This is a genomic window from Paraburkholderia sp. MM5482-R2, from assembly GCF_050436125.1.
GTDB lineage: Bacteria > Pseudomonadota > Gammaproteobacteria > Burkholderiales > Burkholderiaceae > Paraburkholderia > Paraburkholderia tuberum.
In genome coordinates, this window is sequence record NZ_JBNDLP010000003.1 from 1,664,383 (window position 1) to 1,688,092 (window position 23,710).

Consider the following 23,710-nt stretch of genomic DNA (forward strand, 5'->3'; position numbering starts at 1 on the left):
TACAGGTCCCGCACAAAGTCCGTGGCAACCGTCGCTCGCTCAGAGATCCGCTCTGAAGCCCCTTACTACCTGCTGAATTTCGAGCGCGCGCTTGCGTGGCTCGCCGCGCGTTACGACGATCTGCTCGACGACGAAGAGCACGCTTTTCTGGAAACTTTCGCGACGTTGCCGCAGGCATCGCGTGCGCTGCTCGTGCGCATGCTGATGCGCAAAGGCATGCTGTTCCGCGCGAGCCGCCTGGCTTACGACGAAATCGGCTGTCCGTTGCAGGCGGCGATGCCGATGACGGTGCATCGTTGGATCGACACCGAGCCGGCCCTGTCTCTCGACGACCTGTTTGCGCTCAGCACGCGCGCGCAATTGCTGGACATCTTCGCGGACGCGATCGCGCGGATTCCCGGCGCAAAGGCTTTGCGCAAACCGGATCTGCTCGAAACGCTGCGCGAGTTTTACGAAACCGCAAGCGGCGACGCGCAAGCGTGCACATCACGTCCGCTCGCCGCCTGGCACGACGCTTCTACGGACCGCGTGCTGCACGTCGCGATCGCGCCGTTGTGCGATCGCTTGCGCCTGATGTTCTTCGGCAATCTGCATCAGGACTGGTCGGAGTTCGTGCTCGCCGATCTTGGCGTGTTCCAGTACGAGAAGGTCGCGTTCGGGCCTTTGTCGCGCGCGTTCCAGCAACGCGCGGACGTCGACGTTTATCTCGCGCTGCACGCGTGCCGCGAAGCGCTCGAATGGCTACCGGTCGGCACCGGCACCCCCACCCTTCACGAACTGATCGCGACCGTCCGCTCGATAGGCACCGCGAATCCGTGGCTCGAAACGCGTCGCGCGAAACTACTGTTCCGGATCGGCCAGGATTGCGAGCGGCGCGGGCAATGGGACACCGCGCTCGCGGTGTACGACGCGTGCGCTTGGCCCGGCGCGCGTCTTCGACGCATGCGCGTGCTCGAGCGCAGCGAGCGTCACGGCGAAGCGCTGGCGCTGGCCTCGCAGGCCGATGCCGCGCCTGAGAGCGAAGAAGAGGCGCAGCGCGTCGCCCGGATGTTGCCGCGCTTGCGGCGCAAGTGCGGCGAGCCGGTGCCGCGCGCAGCAGCGGCGAGGCCTGTGGAGCGCGGCACGCTGGTGCTGCCGAAGCCTGATACGCCGGTGGCCGTCGAGTACCTGGTGCGCGATCATTTGAGCAGCGACGCCGCGCCGGTGCACTACGTCGAGAACGCGCTGATCAATTCGCTGTTCGGCCTGCTGTGCTGGGAGCCGGTGTTCACGGCGTTGCCCGGCGCGTTTTTTCATCCGTTCCAACGCGGACCGGCCGATCTGCACGCGCCGGACTTTCACGCGCGTCGCGCCACGCAGTTCGCCGCGTGCTTCGCGCAGCTCGATAGCGGCGTCTATCGCGACACGATTCTGCGGCACCTGCACGACAAGGCCGGCATGCAGTCGCCGTTCGTGTTCTGGGGACTGCTGACGCCCGAGCTCATCGCGCTCGCGCTCGACTGTCTGCCCGCCGCGCATCTGAAGCTGTGCTTCGAGCGCTTGCTGCGCGACATTCGCGGCAATCGTTCGGGCTTGCCCGACCTGATCCGATTCTGGCCGGCCGAGCGTCGCTATGAACTGATCGAGGTGAAAGGCCCCGGCGATCGTCTGCAGGACAACCAGATCCGCTGGCTCGCGTACTGCGCGCAGCACGGCATGCCGGTGCGCGTCGTCGACGTGCGCTGGGCCGGGCAAGAAGCGCAGAGCGAAGCGGACGCCGCGACGCAAGCCGCAGCGGAGCGCGTCGTATGAGCTACGTGGTGGCCGTCCGCGCGATGTGCGAATTCACCGCTCGGCGCGGCGATCTCGATCTGCGCTTCACGCCCGCGCCGACTTCGCTCGAAGGCATCGCGGGTCATCAGATGGTCGCCGGCCGTCGCACGAGCGGCTACGAAGCCGAACTCACGCTGACCGGCACACATCGCAGTCTGACCGTGCGTGGCCGCGCGGACGGCTACGACGGAATCGCGAACCGGCTCGAAGAAGTGAAGACGTATCGCGGCGATCTCGCGCGTATGCCCGCGAATCATCGCGTGCTGCATTGGGCGCAGGCACTCGTGTATGGGCATCTGCTGTGCCGGGCGCGCGGGCTCGGCGAGCTGACGATCGCGCTCGTCTACTTCGATATCGGCAGTCAGAAGGAAACCGTGCTGACGCAGCAGCACAGCGCGCGCGAACTCGAAATCTTCTTCGTCGACCAGTGTGAACGATTTCTCGATTGGGCCGTGCAGGAAGACGCGCATCGCGTCGCGCGCAACGCGGCGCTCGTCGCGTTGCAGTTTCCGTATGGGCGGTTTCGGCGCGGGCAGCGCGAGCTCGCGGTGGCCGTGTATCGCGCGGCACGCGACGGCAAGCCGTTGATGGCGCAGGCGCCGACCGGTATCGGTAAGACGCTGGCGACGATTTTTCCGTTGCTGAAAGCCTGCGGCGAAGAGCGGCTCGATCGCGTGTTCTTTCTGACCGCGAAGACGCCGGGCCGCGCGCTCGCGTTCGATGCGATCGACTCGCTGCACCAGAGCGCGCCGTTGCCGCTCAGAACGCTCGAACTCGTCGCGCGCGACAAAGCCTGCGAGCATCCGGACAAAGCCTGCAACGGCGAGTCCTGTCCGCTCGCGCGCGGCTTTTACGACCGTCTCGATGCGGCGCGCGCCGCCGCGTTGGCGACGCCACGGCTCGATCGCGCGGCGGTGCGCGAGGCTGCGCTCACGCACAATATCTGTCCGTACTATCTGTCGCAGGAGCTCGCGCGCTGGGCCGATGTGATCGTCGGCGATTACAACTACTACTACGACGGGAGCGCGATGCTGCATGCGCTCACGCAGATCAACCAGTGGCGCGCCGGCGTGCTGGTCGACGAAGCGCACAACCTGCTCGAACGCGCGCGGCGCATGTATACCGCGTCGCTAGATCAAAGCGCGTTCCGGCTCGCGCGCAAGAGCGCGCCGGTGGCGCTGAAGAAGCCGCTCGAACGCTTGCAGCGCGAGTGGAATGCGGTGAAGCGCACGCAGACGTCCAGCTATCAGGTGTACGCGGAGGTGCCCGGCAAATTGCTGTCCGCCGCGCAGAATCTGATCGGCGCGGTAACGGATCAGCTCGCCGACGCGCCGTTGTCGATCGACGAACATGCGCTGCGGGTTTTCTTCGACGCGATGCACTTCGTCGCGCTCGCCGAGCAGTTCGGCGAGCACTCGATGTTCGACGTGACATTGAGCGCCGACCGCTACGCGCCGCGCGACAAAACCAGTGCGACGCTCTGCGTGCGCAACGTGATCCCCGCGCCGTTCCTCGCGCCACGCTATGCGGCCGCGCGTACCACGGTGATGTTCTCCGGCACGCTGAATCCGCAGCATTTCTATCGCGACACACTTGGGCTAGCCGAGGACACGCAATGGCTCGACGTCGAGGGACCGTTTCGCGCGGAGCAGTTGCAGGTGCACGTGGCCGCTCATGTGTCGACGCGCTGGCGTGACCGCGAACGCTCGCTCGCGCCGATCGTGGAGCTGATCGCGAAGCAGTACGACTCCCAGCCCGGCAATTATCTCGGGTTCCTGAGCAGTTTCGACTATCTGCAACGCGTGGTCGCGCTGCTGCGCGAGCGGCATCCCGGCTTGCCGGTGTGGGCGCAGGAACCCGGCATGGACGAAGCCGCGCGCGATGCGTTTCTCGCGCGCTTCAGGACGATGAATCAGGGCATTGGCTTCGCGGTGCTCGGCGGCGCGTTTTCGGAGGGTGTCGATCTGACCGGGCAGCAACTGATCGGCGCGTTCGTCGCGACGCTCGGTCTGCCGCAGATCAACGACGTCAACGAGCAGATGCGCCGCGCGCTCGATGCGCGCTTCGGCAATGGCTACGACTACATGTACCTGTATCCGGGTTTGCAGAAAGTCGTGCAGGCGGCGGGGCGCGTGATCCGCACCGAAGAGGACCGCGGCGTCGTGCATCTGATCGACGACCGCTTTCGCAGGCCGGAAGTGCGGCGCCTGTTGCCGCGCTGGTGGCAGGTTCGCTAGCGCCGCGCCGCGCTAGCGAACCTTTACGCGCGCGACGCGCGACGCGTCACGCGTGCGGCGAGGTCGAGCCCGGATTGCCGGGCGTACCAGGGCCGCCGGCCGGGCTCGGATCAACCGGGATCTGGTCGTCGAGCGGCGCGTCGCCCTTGTGCGGAGCGTGACCGTCCCCCGCGGCGTCGCCGTCCGGCCGGTCGCCATGGCGTTCGCGCGGCAGGCCCGTATCGAACCTGGCCTTGCTCGCCGGGTCCCACGTGAGCAGATGACGCTGCGGATTCGCGATCTCGATGCCGAGTTCGCTGAAGCGCTCGAGGATGCGTCGGTTGAATTCGCGTTGCACGCCCCAGCGCGACGTATCGCGGCATTGCATCTGGCCGGCCAGCGTGATCGCCGAACCGTCGACCGCATCGACGCCCCAGAACGAGAAGTCCGCCAGGATGCCGTCCTTGAAGTTGTCGTCCGTGCGCAGCGATGCGCCGATTTCCTTCAGCGTCTCGATCGCGCGCTCGACGTCCTGGCCGAACACGATATTCACGCGCACCGCCGCGTTGCCGATGCCGCGATTCGTGTTGTTCACGGTCGACACCGAACTGAACGGCACCGTAAACAGCGAGCCGTCGCCGCCGCGCAGCCGCACGGTGCGAATCGACAGATATTCGACGGTGCCCGACACGCCCGCGAGCGTGACCCAGTCGCCGACCTGCATCGCGTTTTCCATCAGCAGAAAAATGCCGGTGATGAAGTCCTGCACGAGCTTCTGCGAGCCGAAGCCGAGCGCGACGCCGAAGATGCTCGCGCCCGCGAGCAGCGGGCCGATGTTCACGCCGAGTTGGCTCAGGCCGGTCAGCACGACGACGAGCGCGATCACGCAGAACAGCGCGGTGCGCAGCATCGGCATCAAGGTGCGCAGACGCGCGGCGCGCACCAGATCGCCGCTGCTCGTCCAGTTATCGAGGCGACGTTCGGCCGACACGTTGACGATCTCCCACACCACCAGCGCGATGATCGCGGCGACGGCGATCGTCGCGAGCGCCGAGGCGAGCCGGTGGCCGATCGTGCCGCTGCGGAACAGATCGACGACGTCGACGCCCCACGCCTGCAACAGCACCAGCGCGGTGACGCTGCCGATGATCCAGCCGATCACGCGCCGCAGCGCCGGATAGTATCGGTAGGCGTGCTGATGCACGAGCGAGTGTGACGCATCGTCCTGCACATGGAAGATGCGCGCGAGCGCGCCGAAGATCACGATCGACACGAGCCGCGCGCCGATCAGTATCGCGAGCGTCATGCCGCCGATATTCACGAGCGCGTGATAGCCGTTCCGTACGTCGAAGGCCCAGACGAACCACAGGCCCATCACGATGACCACGGTCACCACGGCCCACGCGTCCGCGAACGCGTTGCCGAACATCTCCAACGACTCGTGAGCGGCGAAGCGATTGCGGATCCTGTTGGCGACCGGTTTCGCGCAGTGCAGCACGAGGATCGAGATCATCACGTGACCGGCGAGTGCGACCACTTTCAGCAGCGCGAGATGCGCGGCGTCGTTCATGCCAAGCGCCTGCGCGACTTCGGCTAGCGCGACGCCGGCGCCGACCACGCTGACGATTCGCACGATCCAGCCGAGCACGAACGCGGCCCACGCGTCGCCCATGCGCAGCAGCCGCAGACGCGGTGCGCTCGGCTGCAGGAAGAACGCGCCGACGATCACGACGCAGCGGCACACCACATAGACGTCGATCAGAGAATCGAGCGCGCGATCCTGCGGCGTGCCGTTGCCGGTGAAGATCGACATCAGCGCGCTCGCCGCGCCGAGGAACACCGCGATCGGCACGAGCCGCACCAGCGTGATCAGCAACGCGCGGGGCAGACGTTGCAGCAGCGTCCAGTGGTGCGTCGCGTTGCGCTTGCCTTCGGCTTCGATGGCGCGGCCTTTGGCGGATGGCGTCGCGTACGGCGCGGCCGGGCGAGTCGTGACGGCTTGCGCCTCCGCTTCGAGCACTGACGGCGCTGATGACAGCGGGGGCAGCGGCGGCGTGCTGGTCGGCGGATGACCTGCCGGCGCGGCGCCGGCGGCGTGCGCGGGCGGCGGTGAGTTGTCGTTGTCATCCTGCAGCGCGGCTTCGCGGCGCGCGGCGATCACCCGATAGACGCGCCGCAGCAGCCGCCGCGCCAGCCATTCGAGCACCAGAGCGGGGATCAGCGCGGCCAGCAGCGACCACAGCACCTCGAACAGCACCGCGCGCGCGTGCGGATTGGCGAACTGCCAGTTCCACCATGCGCGCACCGACGCGACGTCGAGCAGCGCGGCGATCGAGCCGCGCAGCGAGGTCGCGAGATGGCCGGCGTAATGCGCGCCCTCGCGCGCGAGTTGCGAGGCGAGGCCATTGGATTTGAACGCGTCCGGCACGAGCGCGGCTGCGCCGCTTGCGGCGGCGGGCGCCGACGCCGCCGCCGGCGCGGATGCGGGCGGCGCGCTCAACGCGCCGGCCGCGGCGATCGCTTGCAGCGTATCGGCGACTTGCGCGCGGCGTTTGGGGTCGTTCAGGACAGCGAGCGCGTCGCGGGCCTGCTGAGGTGTCAGCGTGACGGCGGCGGAAGCGGGTGTCGCGGGCGTGGGATGGGCAGGTTCAGGCGCGGCGGCGAAGACGGGCGCCGCGCCTGTGAGCAGAAAAATGAAAAAACAGACACGCAGAAATTTTTGCATAGGGTGTAAAGCGGGATGAAGCCAGTGCGGACGATTGTGCCGGAACATGGGCTGTTTCAGCGGGGTGACCCGGGACCGACACGGGGCGGGGCGCTGAAGTTCCTGCGGCGGAGGCCCGCCGGACGGGCGAAAGGGCCGCGAGAGCGGCGCCCGTCAGGCGGGGCGGTGACCCGACAGGATAGCCGATGATGGCCGGCAGGCCTGTCGAAGGCAGCAGAAAGCTTGCCCGGAAAGCCCCGTGGGCGGGGCGGCGCAGGAGGTAGGAGGCCGCTTGCCGGGTGGCAATGCTGGCGGCGGCGCGAGGATGTTCTCGACGACCACGCTGCGTGCGGGCAGAGCGCGGAAAGTCGGGAATGCTCAATCGCCGTGACCGTGCGCTGCTAAGCGTTCACTACAAAAAACGCTTAAATCCGCGCTTATGCCACTGAAGAGGTCTGGCGCTCTGCTTCGTCATCGGCATGGGGGCCGCTGCTCGCGCCGCGTCCGGCCGGCTCCTGATGCAGCCGGTTCGCGTGCATCAGCCGGTACAGCGTCGCGCGCGAAATGCCGAGTTCGGCCGCCGCATCGGACAGCTTGTAGCCGTGCCGCAGCAGCGCGTTCTCGATCGCATCCTTTTCGGCCTTGCTGCGGATTTCCGCCAGCGTGACCGCCGGGCCATTGTCAGCTTCGGGTAGGCCGAGGTCGCTCGCGGTGATGAAGCGGCCCTCGCTCATCACGACCGCGCGGCGCACGCAGTTGATCAGCTCGCGCACGTTGCCGGGCCACGGATAGTTCGACATCGCGACGATCGCGTCGCTCGACAGGCCGCGCAGCTTGCGCGCGCCGTCCTGCTTGTACATGCTGAGCGCGTAATTGGCGAGTAGCTTGATGTCGCCGCCGCGCTCGCGCAATGGCGGCTCGACGAGGCGCAGCACGCACAGCCGGTGATAGAGGTCGGAACGGAAACGCCCGGCTTCGACGGCGCGCTCCAGATCGACGTGGGTGGCCGAGATCACGCGCACGTCGACGCTGATCGGACCGTTGCCGCCAAGCCGCTCGATCGTGCCTTCCTGCAGGAAGCGCAGCAGCACCGCCTGGCATTCGTGCGGCATGTCGCCGATTTCGTCGAGAAACAGCGTGCCTTCATGCGCGCTCTCGATCCGGCCGAGCTTGCGTTGCACCGCGCCGGTAAAAGCGCCGCGCTCGTGGCCGAACAGTTCGGCCTGCAACAGGCTCGGCGGAATCGCCGCGCAATTGATCGCGACGAACGTGCGGCCCGCGCGCGGCGAGCGGTCGTGAATAGCACGAGCGGTCAGCTCCTTGCCGGTGCCCGATTCGCCCGCGATGAACACCGGCGCATCGGTCACGCCGCATTTGTCGATGCGCCGGTAGAGCTGCTGCATCGGCTCGCATTGCCCGACCATGCCGTGGCGGCCGAGCGACGGCTCCGGCACGACGCGCGGCTGACGCAGGCTCGACAGCCCATGCGCGTGGCCGAGCGCGAACACGAGCCGCTCGTTGAGCCACGGCTGCGTGACGAAGTCGAAGCAGTAATCGAGGATGAAACGGCTGACCAGCTCGTTGTCGGCCTGGCCCGGCACGATCTGCGCGACCCAGTTGGTTTCGACGCGGCGCATGCACAGCGCGAGCGCGGACAGCTGCTGTGACGTGCAATCTTCGGGCAACTGAACGAGACCGACCTTGATGTTGCCGCGTTCGATCATGCGTTCCGCCACGGCCGTGCTTTTTGCGTGCACGGCTTGCCATCCCGACGCGGCCAGAAACTCGACGAGTATCTGGTCGGGCGCGTTCGCCACGTACAGAACCGTGCGTTCCATATCGGCCGGCGTGCAAGTCGTAGTCATGGTTCCCCCCGTTCGATCCTCAGGACTGCCGTGCGACGTTGTGAGATTCAGGCGGCCAGTTGCTGCACTCCGGCTGCGACGCATTCACGACAGCAGCAATCACGAACAAGGGACACGCTTCAAGCGCGGCGCGAACCGGAACGCGCTGCATGGCGGACCGATTCATGCAATGGCGGCGACCTTGTCGTTCATTGCTGAAACTGCCCGGCGATTTTTTCCCCGAACCGTGAAAACCACTTGAACCGTGGCTTGCCTCGTTGACCTGATAGAAGCGCTCTGATTGGCGCATGGCCTAACGATAAGCGAAAGCGCCTGAAAGCGCCAGACAAAGAAACATGGATGAAGAATGCGTCTTGGATTTTCGGATTAACACGGATCACTAATGAATAAGCGGTCAAGGCCGGTTATGCGCGCAATCGCACATTGCGTAGCAATTGTCCTGGTATTAAGGCGTGACTAAAACGGACGGGGCGCGAGCAGTCGTGTTTCACAGTTGCGACAGATTGGACAGCGCGAGTCGAATGCGCTTTACCGCGCCGGGTGGGGCGCTTTGCCAACCGGAAGGAGCGGCGAAGCCGCGTGTGGCCGGCCCCGCGGCCAGTCAGCAGGCTGGCGAGACGGAAGCGGGAGGCGCGCTTTGCGGCCAGCGCGCGGCGACTTGGCGTGTCAGAAACGAATCAATGCGCGCCACGCCAAAAATCGGGCCGGTTCGCACTGCGTCAAAAGCAAACCGATTTCTCGCCAGAGTGAAGCTTTGGCGGGTGCCTTACAAATTCGAATGCGTGTTGGCATAACCATTGCAATAAGGTCTGCACAGAAAAATGTTTTGCCGCCAGGTCGACGGTACGGGGAAAACCGGATTAAAAAAGACCGGCGGTAAAAAAGTCACTCGCAGACATGGTCGGGGAAGCCATCAGGTGTTTGCGGGAGCGCGGCGGGGCCTTCTAAATACGTTAGCAAACGGGTGAGTGGCGGACCGGTTTGGCGGCCATTCAAAACCGGACGAAAAAAGGCAACGACTTCGCCGTTTTTCCTTTTCGACTTTTTGTCCTCACGACGCGAAAAGGGTGGCGATAACGACAGGCAACGCGCTGGCAACGTTCGCGAGCGACGCGCCGCAAAGGGAAGGGGCAGCGCCGGATCAGGATCGGCCGGCGCGATGAAGCGGGGAGAGACGCTAGTCTCCACAGAGAGACGAATGTACGAGGTGAACCAGGGGCCGTGTCCGTCGGTTGGCACGGGCACGGCGACCTGGCCCAACGGCCGGGGCGCTGAGACCAGACGGCGTGACCTGGCGCAAATCTGCTCGACATCGGGGGCTGACATGAAACCACAACTGATTCGCAGGCCGGCCGCTTCGGGAGGAACCAGAAGCACTTACCGGCGGTATGTCGCGGCATCGCGCGCGCGCTTTTTCGCGCAGGCGGCGGGCTCGTCGGTCGATCTGCTGACGCTCGTCGTCGCCGAGGCGCTCGAGCGCCGAGCGCAAGCCGAGATCCGCCGCGACCTGCTGCGCGACGCGCTGTACGCCATGCCGGTGCGCGCTGAACGCAGCGCGGCGCAGCGGCGCGACGACGATGAAACCGACGTCTGACGCTTGCCGCTCGTCGGCTCGCAGCGACCGCGCAGGAATTCGATAACACCGTTTGCCGGCTCATGGTTTTCACGGGGGAGCGTCGCGGTAAGGAACTCGCGCCGAAGCCTGCGTCGTCAATCGTGAACAGACGACTGGAATAAAAGCCCGCGCATGACGCGCCAAGCGCCGCAGAGCTGCCATGATCGACATCTTCCTGATTGCCGCGAGCATCGAAAACGCGCAGCGAATCGTCGTGCGGCTCGAAGAGAGCGGCGTGCGTTACCGGCTGCGCACCGCGTTCGGCCCGGCCCGGCAACTGCCGATGCACGCGCGCGTGGTCCGCGGCGCCGACCTGCTGATCGTCGACGACGCCAATCTGAGCGTCCGCGGACTAGACGGCATCGAGGAAACGCTCGCCTGCGCGCCGACGCTCCATTGCATGCTGGTGACGCCGGCGCCGTCCACCGCGCTGATCGGCGCGGCGCTGCGTGTCGGCGTTCGCCAGGTGCTGTCGTGGCCGCTCGATCGTCAGGCCGTCGTCGATGCGCTTGCGCAGATCGAAGCGCGGCGCCGCGAGCCCGAGCGGCGCCACGCGCGCGTGGTCACCCTGGCGTCGAGCAAGGGCGGTAGCGGCACCACGCTGATCGCGGTCAACCTCGCGTGCGCGCTCGCCGCGCGGCGTGAGCGGCGCGTGCTGCTGATCGACCTGAGCCAGCAATTCGCCGACGCGAGCCTGCTGATGGCGAATCGCCCCCCGCCCATGACGCTCGTCGATCTGTGCTCGCGCAACGAGCAACTCGACCCGGCGCTGTTCGACGCGTGCGCGATGCACGTGTGCCCGAACCTGGATCTGCTCGCCGGCGCCGGCGATCCGTTGAAGGCCGCCGAACTGCTGCCCGGTCAGCTGGACCGGATTCTGACGCTGGTGCGCGAGCGCTACGACGCGGTGCTGATCGACGTCGGCCCGAGCCTGAATCCGTCGACGATCCGCGCGCTCGCGCATAGCGACGCGATCTGCATGGTGGTGCGGCAGAACCCGCTGTACCTGCATGGCGCGCGCCGCATGCTCGATATCTTTCGCGAACTGGGGCATCCGTCCAGCAAGGTGCGGGTCGTCGTCAACCAGTACGACAAGGACGCGCAGATCAATCTGCCGATGCTCGAACGCACGCTCGGCGCGAGGGTCGCGCATCAACTGCCGCGCGACGATCAGCACGTCAACGATGCGCTCAGCCGCGGCGTGCCGCTCGTCGCGTGCGCGCGCGACAGCGGGCTCGCGCAAGGTATCGTGCTGCTCGCGAACATGCTGTGGCCCGGGGGTGCGGAGCGCCGCAGGAGCATGCTCGGCAGGTTGCTCGCGACGTGGCCGAATCTGCCGCCGCAATTGAAGCCGGGGGGCTAGGACGACATCTACTCGCTGCTCTAGCCCGGTCTTCTACTGGTGAACCTCGAGATCCGGAGGATGATTGTCTGCGGCTGCAGTTGGCGCTGCGGGCCAGACTCATCCTGCGCGAAGAGAAGCTACAGTCCGACGACGAGCGCTATCGCGCATACCGTAGTAAGGTGAGATACAGAGTCATCCCCGGCATAGTCTGTAGGCGTAGAGCCGCGGCATCAGAGTTTCGAAAGCGTCGGGCAGGCTCGCGCCGTCCGGTCACTCCAGCGAGAAAATCACGTGAGCGCAGCACCGTCCATGCAAAACGCGCAGGGTTTCAGCGACCTCGCGTCGATCCTGTCCAATCCGATTCTGAATACGGATTCGTACAAGGCATCGCACTATCTGCAATATCCGCCCGACGCGACGGCGATGTTCTCGTACATCGAATCGCGCGGCGGACGTTACGGCCGCACGCTGTTCTTCGGCTTGCAGATGCTGCTGAAGGAGTACCTGTGCCGGCCGGTTACCGGCGCGATGATCGACCAGGCGCGGACCTTCTTCAGCGCGCACGGCGAGCCGTTCAACGAGGCGGGCTGGCGCTACGTCGTGCAGCGATACGGCGGCCATCTGCCGGTGCGGATTCGCGCGGCGCCCGAAGGCTCGGTCGTGCCCACGCACAACGTGCTCCTCACCGTCGAATGCGACGATCCGCAGGTGTTCTGGCTCACGTCGTATCTGGAGACGATGCTGATGCGCGTGTGGTATCCGATCACGGTCGCGACGCAAAGCTGGCATCTGCGCCAGACGATCCGCGCCTATCTGCTGAAAAGCAGCGACGATCTCTCGCAGCTACCGTTCAAGCTGCATGATTTCGGCGCGCGCGGCGTGTCGAGCGCGGAGTCGGCGGCGATCGGCGGCGCGGCACATCTCGTCAGCTTCATGGGCTCGGATACGGTGCTCGGCGTGGTTGCGGCGAATCACTACTACCGCGACCGCATGGCCGCGTTCTCGGTGCCGGCGGCCGAGCACAGCACGATCACGTCGTGGGGCCGCGAGCGCGAAGTCGACGCGTATCGCAACATGATCGCCCGCTTCGGCAAGCCGGGCGCGATCGTTTCGGTGGTGTCCGACTCTTACGACCTGTTCGCCGCGCTGAACGCATGGGGCGGCGAGCTGAAGCAGGCCGTGCTCGATTCCGGCGGCATGCTCGTGATTCGCCCGGACTCCGGCGATCCGTGCACGATCGTCCTGCACACGCTGCGCTCGCTGGAGGCTTCGTTCGGGTCGCAGACCAACAGCAAGGGGCGGCGCGTGCTCGACCATGTGCGCGTGATTCAGGGTGACGGCGTGAACCCGGATTCGATCGTCGCGATCCTCGCCGCGATGGACGAGGCCGGCTTCGCCACCGACAACATCGTGTTCGGCATGGGCGGTGCGCTGTTGCAGCAGATCAACCGCGATACGCAGCGCTTCGCGATGAAGTGCTCGGCGATCCGGCTAGGCGACACGTGGCACGATGTGTCGAAGGATCCAGTCACGGATCACGCCAAGCGCTCGATGAAAGGCCGGCTCACCTTGCTGCGCCATCGCCGCACCGGCGAGTACCGGACGGTCACGTTGCCGATCGCGTGGGACGGGAGCACGGTGGAGGGCGAGTGGGACGAAGCGCTCGAGACGGTGTTCGATGCGGGCCGCTTGCTGGTCGATACGTCGCTGGCCGAGATTCGAGGCCGCGCCTATGCGGACGAAGGTTGATCCAGCTTTCTGACGCATCGGCATGGTCACGAGCGTTGGTCATCAGCGCCCAGTGCTGCATGAAGGGCAGACCTACCGCAATATCCGACAGGACGGCGACCCCGATCAACGTAGCGACGCTGCCGTCAGCGTGAATCTTTATCATCGCGCGCGAAGCGCAGGAACGCCTTGACGGCGGGCGCTCTCTCGTGCCGACGAAACGCGAGCGCGATTTCGGACGCAATCGCCTGACCGGCTATGTCACGGTAGACGACGCCCGGCAGCGCGATGCAATCGGCGAGCGTATGCGGCACGGCCGACACATAACCGCCGAGCGACACGCAGGCGAGCACGGCCGCGAGCGTACCCGGACGCGGCCCGAGCCGAGGTGAGAAGCGCCCGCGCCGCGCGACTTCGAAGGTGCCTGACTCCTGTTCGGGCAGCACGAAACACTGGTCGCGCAGTTGCGAGGGCCGCACGCTGGCCGAGTCCGCGAGTGGCGAATCGGCTGGCAGCGCGAGCACGAAGCGGTCGCGATGCACGGTCGTGGCCTGAATGCCGACTGCGAGCGGCATCGGCGGACGCACGTAGGCCGCGTCGAGCAGTCCGTCGCCGAGCATCACGGCGACCGCGTCCATCGGCACTTCGCGGATCGATACCTCGACGCCCGCATGCGTGCCACGAAAGCCGCCGACCACCTTCTGCAACACGCCCGCGTACGCGGCCGACGCCACATAGCCGATCTCGATGCGTCCCACCTCGCCGCGTCCGGCGAGCAACGCGCGCTGCGCGGCACGCTCGAAATGCAGCTTCGCCGCGGGTTTTGCGGCGGCGCTGGGGGTAGCGGCGCTCGTCGCGGCGTCGGTGGCGGCGGTGGTGTGGAAGCTCGCCGGGCGGGGGAGGTGGTGCGCTTCAAGGGAGCGGTATCGGAAGGGTAAAAGCCGTCGTCGGCTCGCGCCGGCCCCCTTTCACGCCGTTTTCCGATATCGTGTGCGCCATCCCCGCCGCCTACCGCGCGCGGGCTGTTTTTCCGGAGCGCGACACGACGCTGCGCGTGCATGACGCGCTCCCGCAATACACCATACGACATCAATGAGCCATCCCAACACCGAGCTGATCGAACGTTTCTACACCGCCTTCCAGCAACGCGACGCCGAGACCATGGTCGCCTGTTATGCCGACGACGTCGTCTTCAGCGACCCCGCTTTCGGCGAGCTGGTCGGCGACGAAGCGCGCGACATGTGGCGCATGCTCGTCAAGCATGCGCAAGACTTCACGCTGAGCTTCAGCGACATCGAGGCGGACGACCATACCGGCCGCGCGCAGTGGGTGGCGCGCTACCGTTTCGTCCAGACGGGGCGCGACGTCGTGAACCGGATCGAGGCGCGTTTCGTGTTCCGCGATGGGCTCATCGTCGAGCATCGCGACCGCTTCGATTTGTGGCTGTGGATGCGCCAGGCGATGGGCGTGCGCGGCACGCTGTTCGGCTGGTCGCCGTTCGTGCAGCGGATGCTCCGGCAGCAGGCGCGCCGAGGGCTGCTGCACTATCGCGGGCAGTTGACGCGCGACTAGGCGCGCGCGGGCGGCGCGGTGTATTTCTGCTACATGAACGGCCAGCGCCAGCTCGATCCGTCGACTCTGCACGGCGGCGCGCCGGTGCTTGCCGGCGATAAGTGGATCATGACGAAGTGGATGCGCGAGCGCGCGTACGGCTGAGGCTGGGTCACATCAGTGGGAGGCGTGCCGAGGCGGGGCCTATTCGGCCACTTTGTAAACATCCGGTCGATGCAGCTCCATATACCGCTCGGGGTTCTCGAGCGACGTGAACCCATGCGGCGCATAGACGTGATGCGCGTCGGTCGTGACCAACATGATTCTGCGCAGCGTGACGAGCGAAGGGCTCGCAAAGATATGTTTCATCAACGCCGACGCATAGCCCTGGCCGCGATACGCGGGCAGCACGAACACGTCGCATAGGTAGGCGAAGGTCGCCTCGTCGGTGACGAGGCGCGCGAACGCCATCTGCTTGCCATCGACAAACCCGCCGAAGCACAGCGACCCGGCGACGGCGCGCTCGAAGGTCGCGCGTGGCATGCCTCGCGCCCACGGCGTTTCCTGCGACAGGAATGTGTAGACGAGGTCGAGGTCGAGATCGTCGATGCGGCTGGAAATCGTCAGTTCGCCTGCTTGCACGGCACGTCTCCTTTTGATCGCGCTGCGCTTGCGCGTCCCATAGGGTCTGTTCACGCTAATAACGGGCTTGCGCTGGCCGCCAGAAGGGCCGAGCGCAAGGATTGCGACGCAACGAATACTCGACGTATTCGCAAGGAGCATGACGCGGCGATCGGCCCTTCTGGCGGCCAGCCCCTTGAAGGTTTTTTTAAAACAGGGGAACGTGCCTTTGCGCCCGTATTGCGGCGTCGGTCGTCGCTTGTTTGGCTCGGCCAAACGGCGCTCCTCTCTCCTTGCACTACGCGCGCAAAGGCACGTTCGCAAGCCCGTTATTAGCGTGAACAGACCCTAGCTCTTCGCCGGAGTTTCGCCGCCGCGCGAACCCCCACCGATACTCTGCCCAGCATTGCGGGCGAGCCCCATATATCCAAGCACGGACAGCAGCGTCAGCACGCCCGCGAACAGGAACGCGAGGCGGAAATCGTCGAGCGTGAACACGTGGCCGGTCGTCTCGCCGTTGAACAGCGCCGCGACGCGCAGCGACACCGCGCCGAACGCGATGCCGAGACCGATCGTCATCTGCGCGGCCGCGCTCCACAGCGTACTCGCCGCGCTCATCTGCGGCTGCGGGATGTCGGCGTAGGCGAGCGTCGCGAGCGTCGAGAACTGCATCGAGCGCGCGACGCCGTACACGAACACGACGATCAGCACGAACACGAGCGGCACGTCCGGCGTCAGCAGTCCGCACGCGATGATGAAAATGCCGGCCACCGCCACGTCGACGATCGACACCATCCGGAAGCCATAGCGCTGCAGGATGCGCGTGGTCAGCGCCTTCATGCCGAGATTGCCGAGCGCGCTCGCGAGCAGCAGCAGCCCCGAGCGGAACGCCGACAGCCCGAAACCGACCTGGAACAGCAGCGGCATCAGATAGGGCACCGCGCCGATGCCAATGCGCGTGAACGAACCGGTGATGACCGTCACGGAAAACGTCGGCACCTTCAGCGTCGATACGTCGACGAGCGGATACGGATGACGCTTCGCATGCTGGAACGCGAGCGCGCCGACCAGCAGGCCGCCCGCCACGATCGAGACCGCGAGCCACGGATTGGTGGCCGGCTGGCTCGCGAGTTCCGCGCCGTACAGAATCGCGGTCAGCGCGACGCCGCTCAGCAGCAGGCCGACGACGTCGAGCGGCTTGCGTTCAGTGCCGCGCAGGTTCGGCACGATGGCGAGCGCGATGGCAATCGCCGCGAGGCCGAACGGCACGTTCAGCAGGAAGATCCAGCGCCACGACGCGTAGGTCGTGATGAAGCCGCCGATCGGCGGGCCGACCACCGGCGCCGCGATCGCCGGCCATGTGATCGTCGAGATCGCCTGCATCATGCGAGCTTTCTCGGTGCTGCGGACCACGATGAGACGGCCGACCGGCACCATCATCGCGCCGCCGATGCCTTGCAGCAGCCGCGCGGCCGTGAACTCGGGCACGTTCTGCGACAGTCCGCACAGCACCGACGCGACCGTGAACACGCCGATCGCGCTGACGAACACGGTGCGCGCGCCGCAGCGGTCGGCGACCCAGCCGCTCGCCGGGATGAAGATCGCGAGCGCGAGCATGTAGGCGGTCATGCCGAGACTCAGGCTGTTCGGGCCGACGCCGAACGAACGCGCCATCTGCGGCAGCGCGGTGGCGATCACCGTGGTGTCGAGGTACTCCATGAAGAAGGTAGCCGCGACGATGTACGGCAGCCAGCCGACGTGCGCGGTGCGGGTGCCGCTGCGGTTCATCGGGCGAGCTCCCGTGCTGCGCGCGTGCGCGCTGAAAGACAATTGACGAGCCCGCGCGGGGCGCGTGAAGAGTTTGACTTCATGGTGCTTGCGACTACCTTTCGTTTGCGTTTTTGTGCTTCTGCCGGCAGCCGGGAGAGCGGCCCCGCGGACGAGGCCGGCGCCGCGAATGGTCGCGGCGGGCTGACGCGAACATCAGCGTGCCTGATTGCCAGCCCTGAATCCTAACGCAATAAAGGGTCCCATATCGCGCAGGCATGCAGCGCGTCGCACCGCTGCGCCGCCGCCCGAGCGTCAGTCCTTCCCCGCGTACTCCTTGTCCAGCCGGTCATATAGCGGCTTGTTGACGAGCCGCTGGCGCTCGCTGAATGGCGCGACGATCGTCGCGTCCTCGTCGAGGCGGCCGTTGCTTTGCAGCGTGCCGAGCGCGCGCTGCATGCCGAGCACCGCGCCCTGCAGCGCCGCATTCGCGTACAGCACGATGCCGTAGCCGAGCTTCGCGAGCGCGTCGCGCGACTGCACCGGCGTCTTGCCGCCGATCACGATGTTGATCAGCTGCGGCACATTGAACAGCCCCGGCAGACGCTCGATGTCGGCGAGCGATTCGGTCGCCTCGATGAACAGGATGTCGGCGCCCGCCTCGATGAAGCGATGACCGCGCTCGATCGCGTCCTCGATGCCGTGGACCGCGGCCGCGTCCGTGCGCGCCATGATCTGCAGGTTCGCGTCTTCGCGCGCGTCGACAGCCGCGCGGATCTTGCCGACCATCTCGCTCGCCGCGACGACTTCCTTGCCCGAGAAGTGGCCGCATTTTTTCGGCATCACCTGATCTTCGAACTGGATCACGTCGGCGCCGCTGCGCTCGAGCACGCGCACGGTCTGGCGCACGTTCAGCGCGTTGCCGAAGCCGGTGTCGGCATCGACGATCAGCGGCAGCGCGACCGCGTCGCGGATGCGCGCGGTGTGCTCTGCGACTTCGGCAAGGCCGATGAAGCCCAGGTCGGGTAGACCGAGCGACATGTTGGTGACGCCCGCGCCGGTGATGTAGACCGCCTCGAAGCCGGCGTCCTCGATCACGCGCGCGCTCATCGCGTTGAACGCGCCGGGCACGAGCAGGCCCTGACGCTGATTGACTTTGGCGCGGAACGCGGCGCGGCGGGTGGCGGAAGTGGTGGTCATGATGGAGGTCTCCAGAAGGGAAATCGGTAAGGGAACGCGGCCTACATTCTGCAGGAAGCGTGCCATTGAACGGCATTGAACGGCAGTTCGCCGGTCGTGCCGCTGGAACAAGGGTTTGCGCGATATGACCTCCTGCCTGGACGTTCATGGCACAATCGGTGAAACGTTTCATGAAACGTTTCGAGGAACGTTTCAATCAAGGAGAGCTGCGTGTCCACGTTCACCCCATTTGTCGCGAATCCTGGCCCCGCCGTCGATGCCGGGCGGCCCGGTGTCGCACTCGTCAGTATCAGCCGACTGCAGTCGCTTTGCGAGGCGGTGGCGCCGCGCTACGCGGGCCGGGCGAAGTTCTTCACGGTGCGGGAGGGCTACGGCGCGGCCGTCGCCGCGTTGCAGGCTTACGTGGACGCAGGTTCGGTCGACGTCGTACTGTCCGCCGGCTCGAACGGCGCGTACCTGCGCGAGAACCTCAGCGTGCCGGTGGTAATGGTCAAGGTGAATGGCTTCGACGTGTTGAGCGCGATCACGCGCGCGACCGCCACATGGCCGCAGGCGCGCATCGGGCTCGTGCTGCACGAAGCAATCGCACAGGAGCTGGCCGACCTGAGCCCGCTCTTGAACGTCGATCTGCGGCAGCGCGCGTATCGGTCGCTCGACGAAGTGCGGCTCGCAGTCGATGAACTCGCCGTGCAGGGCTGCCGCGTGGTGGTCGGCGCTGGCATGGCCTGCGATCTGGCGCAGGAGGCCGGCATGGAAAGCGTGTTCCTGTATTCGCTTGCCGCGGTCGAGGAAGCGTTCGAGCGCTCGGTCGAACTGGCGCGGGTGAGCCGCCAGAAGGAATCGAAGCGGGTGCGCCTGAACACGATCGTCGCGCATCTGCGTGACGGCGTCGCCGCGTTCGACGAAGCCGCCCAGCTCGAAGCCGTCAACCCGGCAATGCTCGAACTGCTCGGTCTAGGCGCCGCGCAGGCGGTCCCAAACGACGACGAAGACACCCCCGCGCGAGTGGCGCGCGCGCTCGCGCCGCTGCTGCGCGAGACGCGCGCCGCCGACCAGCCGGTCGACGAACGCATCGAACAGATCGGCGGCCGCGCACTGATCGTCGGCTGTGTGCCGATCGTCGAGCAGGGCGCACGCGCCGGTTTCGTCGTGACGGCGCAGGACGCGCTCGTTGCGCAGCGGATCGACCGTTCGCTGCGCACCAGCCAGCGGCCGAGGCATCTGGTCGCGCGGCACCGGCTCGACGATCTGATCGGCGCTTCGGCGGCGCTCGAGCGCGTGCGCCGGCTCGCGCGCGCCGGCGCCGCTCACGACGCGACCGTGCTCCTGAGTGGTGAAAGCGGCACCGGCAAGGAACTGGTCGCACAGGGCATCCACAACGCGAGCCGGCGGCGCGGCAATCCGTTCGTCGCGTTCAACTGCGCGGCGGTGCCCGAGGGGCTGATCGAAAGCGAACTGTTCGGACACGAGGAAGGGGCGTTCACGGGTGCGCGGCGCGGCGGCAAGCCGGGGTTGTTTGAAATCGCGCACACCGGCACTATTTTTCTCGATGAGATCGGCGAAATGCCGGCCGCGCTGCAAAGCCGGCTATTGCGCGTGCTGCAGGAGCGCGAGGTGATGAAGCTCGGCGCCGGCCGCGCGACGCCGGTCGACGTGAGGGTGATCGCCGCGACGCACCGCGATCTGCACGCGCTCGTCGAGGAGGGCGCGTTTCGCGCGGACCTGTATTTCAGATTAAATCTGCTTCAGATAAAATTGCCGCCGCTGCGCGAACGCCGTGCCGACATCGCGCCGCTGGCGCGGCATCTGCTGGAGCGCAGCGCGCTGCAGTACGGCTTGTCGGCGGCGGGGCTCGAGCGGGTGCTCGTGTTTCTCGCCCCGCTTTTTGCGGATTACGCGTGGCCCGGTAACGTCCGTGAACTGGAAAATCTCCTGGCCCGCGCGGCGATTTATATCGGTGAGCCAACCAACGAGATGTCCGGGAACTTGATTGCCGACGCCTTGCCAGATCGGCAGGCCGTGTTTCCCGAGTTCTTCCGGATCAGGGCGGTCGAGGTCGAGCAGATCACACAGGCGCCTCCGGGCCCTGCGCTCGGCAGTACGGCGCCCCGCGCTACCCCCAGCCGTGAGGCTGCGCTGCGCGCTCTCGAACAATCGGGCGGCAATCGCGCCGCCGCGAGCCGAGCGCTCGGCATCGGCAGAACCACGCTGTGGCGGCTTCTGAAGGGCTGAAACGCCCGGCAAATCGTCCGATAGTTTCAACCGACGACATGAATAGTGTGTGACTATCTAACTCATTAACACAATCCACTTTACCTATTAAGCGCAGTCTGACATACTGGCTCCACTTTCCAACCCCCTCAAAGAGAGGATTTAGCAAATGCCGATCATCAACAGTCAAGTCAAACCGTTCAAAGCACAGGCTTTTCACAACGGCGATTTCCAGACCGTCACTGAAGAAAGCCTGAAGGGCAAGTGGTCGGTTTTCGTGTTCTACCCGGCCGACTTCACGTTCGTGTGCCCGACCGAACTCGGTGACCTGGCCGATCGTTATGAAGATTTCAAGAAGCTGGGCGTGGAAATCTACAGCGTGTCGACCGATACGCACTTCACGCACAAGGCTTGGCACGACACGTCGGATACGATCCGCAAGATCAAGTACCCGATGCTGGCTGACCCGACGCTCGCTATCTCGCGCAACTTCGACGTGCTGATCGAAGAAGAAGGCCTCGCGCTGCGTGGCACGTTCGTGATCAACCCGGAAGGCGAGATCAAGCTGTGCGAAATCCACGACAACGGCATCGGCCGTGACGCTGGCGAACTGCTGCGCAAGGTTCAGGCTGCTCAGTACATCGCCAAGCACCCGGGCGAAGTGTGCCCCGCCAAGTGGACGCCGGGCGCGCAAACGCTGACCCCGTCGCTCGACCTGATCGGCAAGATCTAAGGTCCGCGCAGCTCACGCTGCACCCGCAGTCTGCATCTGCCGGGATCTTCCCGGCGCTTCACCGCGCGAATCGCCTGATACGGCGCTTCGTGCGTCCCCGGGCCCAACACGTCCTATCCGGATGCGTGCGGCGCCGGGACACCCACACCCCTCGTCACGGAATCGCAACGCCATGCTCGACGTCAATCTCAAGACTCAACTGAAGTCGTACCTCGAAAAAGTTAGCAGCCCTATCGAGCTCGTCGCGTCGATCGATGACAGCGCGAAGTCCCAGGAGCTGCTGGCCCTGCTGAACGACATCGCGACCTTGTCGGAGCGCGTCACGGTGATCGAGCGTCGCGGCGACGACGAACGCAAGCCGTCGTTCTCGATTGGCGAAGCGGGCAAGGAAACCGGCATCCGTTTCGCCGGCATTCCGATGGGGCATGAATTCACGTCGCTCGTCCTCGCACTGCTGCAGGTCGGCGGCCATCCGGTCAAACTGGACGATGCGGTGATCGAACAGATCCGCAGCCTCGACGGCGACTATCAATTCGAAACGTATTTCTCGCTGTCGTGCCAGAACTGCCCGGAAGTCGTGCAGGCGCTGAACGTGATGGCGTTGATCAATCCGCGCATCCGTCACGTCGCGATCGACGGCGCGCTGTTCCAGAACGAAGTCGACGCGCGCCAGATCATGGCGGTACCGACGATGTTCCTGAACGGCGAAACCTTCGGCCAGGGCCGCAGCGGCGTGAAGGAAATCCTCGCGAAGCTCGATACCAACGCCGGTGCGCGCGCCGCGAAGCAACTGGAGAACAAGCCGGTGTTCGACACGCTGATCGTCGGCGGCGGCCCGGCGGGCGCGGCGGCGGCGATCTACTCGGCGCGCAAGGGCATTGCGACCGGTGTCGTGGCCGAGCGTTTCGGTGGCCAGGTGCTCGACACGCTGTCGATCGAGAACTTCGTCTCCGTGACCGAAACCGAAGGACCGAAGTTCGCGACCGCGCTCGAACAGCACGTGAAGACCTATGACGTCGACATCATGGACGTGCAGCGCGCCGAAGCGCTGATTCCGGGGCGCATCATCGAAGTACGTCTGGCCAACGGCGCGGTGCTGAAGGCGAAGACGATCATCCTCGCGACCGGTGCGCGCTGGCGCGAAATCAACGTGCCGGGCGAGCGCGAGTATCGCAATCATGGCGTCGCGTACTGCCCGCACTGCGATGGCCCCTTGTTCAAGGGCAAGCGCGTCGCGGTGATCGGCGGCGGCAACTCGGGCGTCGAGGCGGCGATCGACCTCGCGGGTCTCGTGCGCGAAGTGACGCTGCTCGAATTCGGTGCGACGCTGCGTGCCGACGAGGTGCTGCAACGCAAGCTGCGCAGCCTGCCGAACGTGACGGTGCTCACGCAGGCGCAGACCACGGAAATCACCGGCGACGGCAAGAAGGTCAACGGTCTGGTCTACAAGGACCTCGCTTCGGGCGAAGTGAAGAACGTCGAACTCGAAGGCGTGTTCGTGCAGATCGGTCTCGTGCCGAACACCGAATGGCTGAAGGGCACGGTCGAGCTGTCGAAGCATGGCGAGATCGTCGTCGATGCGCGCGGCGCGACGTCGGTGCCGGGCGTGTTCGCCGCCGGCGACGTGACCACGGTGCCGTTCAAGCAGATCGTGATCGCGGTGGGCGAGGGTGCGAAGGCATCGCTGTCCGCATTCGATCACCTGATCCGCAACAGCGAAGAAGTCGCGGCGGTCAGCGAAGCGGAAGCGGAAGCCGAAGCAGCGGTTTGATTCGGTAGCTCAGAGAGGCAAACGGCGGCCCGCGGGCCGCCGTTTCAGTTTGCGCATGCAACAAGGCCCGCATTCGTGCGGGCCTTTTTCGTTAAAGCACGGGAATCGGTATCACCGCCGGTCGAACGAATACTTGCCGGGGCCGGTCACGCACAACAGCAGCAACCCGCCGATGATGCCGATGTTCTTGTAGAAATGAATCATATTGTCGTACTGCATCGCGCCGGTCATGTTCCAGTAGTGATGGCCGATGATCGCGGTGCCGAGCGTATACACCGCAAGCAGCAGCGCCAGCGGTCGCGTGAAAAATCCCACTAACAGCGCGACGCCCACCACAAGCTCCATCACCACCGCGATAACAGCCGAGAACGCCGGCACGGGCGCGCCGGTTGACGTCATATAAGCGACGGTGCCGGCAAAGCCGGTCAGCTTCGACCAGCCGAACATCACGAACAGCACCATCAGCAGGATTCGAGCGACGAGAACGACGACGTCTTTCTGGTTTTCAAACAGTGTGTAGCGCATGATTTTTCCCGATAGGGTAGAGGGATGAAGCTCGCTGGAAATCGTC

Annotated in this window: 17 protein-coding genes and 1 pseudogene; 10 read left to right on the plus strand and 8 right to left on the minus strand. The window is 65.8% G+C overall.

Going from position 1 to position 23,710, the window contains the following annotated elements:
* The first annotated feature begins 21 nt into the window (after window positions 1-21).
* Complete coding sequence (locus tag OKW37_RS29795; RefSeq protein ID WP_429403046.1) at window positions 22-1,791, plus strand: VRR-NUC domain-containing protein; 1,770 nt, start codon at window positions 22-24, stop codon at window positions 1,789-1,791.
* Complete coding sequence (locus OKW37_RS29800) at window positions 1,788-4,049, plus strand: ATP-dependent DNA helicase (protein ID WP_429403047.1); 2,262 nt, start codon at window positions 1,788-1,790, stop codon at window positions 4,047-4,049. The genes OKW37_RS29795 and OKW37_RS29800 overlap by 4 nt, the downstream gene beginning before the upstream one ends.
* A 46-nt stretch (window positions 4,050-4,095) precedes the next feature.
* Here OKW37_RS29800 and OKW37_RS29805 read toward each other — a convergent pair whose 3' ends face one another.
* From OKW37_RS29805 to OKW37_RS29815, 3 genes are all read right to left on the minus strand, one after another.
* Window positions 4,096-6,753 (minus strand): mechanosensitive ion channel domain-containing protein, encoded by a 2,658-nt coding sequence (locus tag OKW37_RS29805; protein ID WP_429403048.1) that lies wholly within the window; start codon window positions 6,751-6,753, stop codon window positions 4,096-4,098.
* Between the two features lie 416 nt (window positions 6,754-7,169).
* Window positions 7,170-8,597, minus strand: a complete 1,428-nt coding sequence (locus OKW37_RS29810; RefSeq protein ID WP_184059977.1) for a sigma-54-dependent transcriptional regulator — start codon at window positions 8,595-8,597, stop codon at window positions 7,170-7,172.
* Window positions 8,598-8,616: 19 nt separating this feature from the next.
* Window positions 8,617-8,886 (minus strand): hypothetical protein, encoded by a 270-nt coding sequence (locus OKW37_RS29815; protein WP_143037282.1) that lies wholly within the window; start codon window positions 8,884-8,886, stop codon window positions 8,617-8,619.
* 1,035 nt (window positions 8,887-9,921) lie between these two features.
* Here OKW37_RS29815 and OKW37_RS29820 point away from each other — a divergent pair.
* From OKW37_RS29820 to OKW37_RS29830, 3 genes are all read left to right on the plus strand, one after another.
* Window positions 9,922-10,191, plus strand: a complete 270-nt coding sequence (locus OKW37_RS29820; protein WP_184059979.1) for a hypothetical protein — start codon at window positions 9,922-9,924, stop codon at window positions 10,189-10,191.
* 181 nt (window positions 10,192-10,372) lie between these two features.
* Window positions 10,373-11,575, plus strand: a complete 1,203-nt coding sequence (locus tag OKW37_RS29825) for an AAA family ATPase (RefSeq protein ID WP_429403049.1) — start codon at window positions 10,373-10,375, stop codon at window positions 11,573-11,575.
* A 291-nt stretch (window positions 11,576-11,866) separates the two neighbouring features.
* The gene (locus tag OKW37_RS29830) at window positions 11,867-13,306 is read left to right on the plus strand and encodes a nicotinate phosphoribosyltransferase (RefSeq protein ID WP_184059984.1); all 1,440 of its coding nucleotides are present in this window, start codon (window positions 11,867-11,869) and stop codon (window positions 13,304-13,306) included.
* A 125-nt stretch (window positions 13,307-13,431) separates the two neighbouring features.
* Here OKW37_RS29830 and OKW37_RS29835 read toward each other — a convergent pair whose 3' ends face one another.
* The gene (locus OKW37_RS29835) at window positions 13,432-14,064 is read right to left on the minus strand and encodes a LysR family substrate-binding domain-containing protein (protein ID WP_429510001.1); all 633 of its coding nucleotides are present in this window, start codon (window positions 14,062-14,064) and stop codon (window positions 13,432-13,434) included.
* A gap of 313 nt (window positions 14,065-14,377) precedes the next feature.
* Here OKW37_RS29835 and OKW37_RS29840 point away from each other — a divergent pair, with 313 nt between their 5' ends.
* Together OKW37_RS29840 and OKW37_RS29845 are read left to right on the plus strand one after the other, a co-directional pair.
* A complete protein-coding gene (locus OKW37_RS29840) occupies window positions 14,378-14,857 on the plus strand; it encodes a nuclear transport factor 2 family protein (RefSeq protein ID WP_090809781.1) in 480 nt (159 codons plus the stop codon).
* Window positions 14,858-15,001: pseudogene (locus OKW37_RS29845) on the plus strand (2-oxoglutarate-dependent dioxygenase); the annotation flags it as partial. It lies immediately after the preceding gene.
* Between the two features lie 39 nt (window positions 15,002-15,040).
* On the opposite strand, the gene OKW37_RS29850 reads toward OKW37_RS29845, so the two are convergent.
* The 3 genes from OKW37_RS29850 to OKW37_RS29860 form a co-directional block, all read right to left on the minus strand.
* Entirely contained in the window at window positions 15,041-15,478 is a 438-nt protein-coding gene (locus OKW37_RS29850; protein WP_429403051.1) for a GNAT family N-acetyltransferase, read from the minus strand.
* Between the two features lie 327 nt (window positions 15,479-15,805).
* A complete protein-coding gene (locus OKW37_RS29855) occupies window positions 15,806-17,245 on the minus strand; it encodes an MFS transporter (protein WP_429403052.1) in 1,440 nt (479 codons plus the stop codon).
* A 294-nt stretch (window positions 17,246-17,539) separates the two neighbouring features.
* Window positions 17,540-18,424, minus strand: a complete 885-nt coding sequence (locus OKW37_RS29860) for an isocitrate lyase/PEP mutase family protein (RefSeq protein WP_090810512.1) — start codon at window positions 18,422-18,424, stop codon at window positions 17,540-17,542.
* Between the two features lie 210 nt (window positions 18,425-18,634).
* On the opposite strand from OKW37_RS29860, the gene prpR reads away from it, so the two are divergent.
* From prpR to ahpF, 3 genes are all read left to right on the plus strand, one after another.
* Complete coding sequence (prpR, locus tag OKW37_RS29865) at window positions 18,635-20,656, plus strand: propionate catabolism operon regulatory protein PrpR (RefSeq protein WP_429403053.1); 2,022 nt, start codon at window positions 18,635-18,637, stop codon at window positions 20,654-20,656.
* A gap of 148 nt (window positions 20,657-20,804) precedes the next feature.
* Window positions 20,805-21,368, plus strand: a complete 564-nt coding sequence (ahpC, locus tag OKW37_RS29870) for an alkyl hydroperoxide reductase subunit C (RefSeq protein ID WP_090809789.1) — start codon at window positions 20,805-20,807, stop codon at window positions 21,366-21,368.
* 172 nt (window positions 21,369-21,540) lie between these two features.
* Window positions 21,541-23,139, plus strand: coding sequence for an alkyl hydroperoxide reductase subunit F (gene ahpF, locus OKW37_RS29875; RefSeq protein ID WP_429403054.1), 1,599 nt, complete (start codon window positions 21,541-21,543; stop codon window positions 23,137-23,139).
* 111 nt (window positions 23,140-23,250) lie between these two features.
* Here ahpF and OKW37_RS29880 read toward each other — a convergent pair whose 3' ends face one another.
* Complete coding sequence (locus tag OKW37_RS29880; protein WP_018425254.1) at window positions 23,251-23,664, minus strand: DoxX family protein; 414 nt, start codon at window positions 23,662-23,664, stop codon at window positions 23,251-23,253.
* Between the last annotated feature and the right edge of the window lie 46 nt (window positions 23,665-23,710).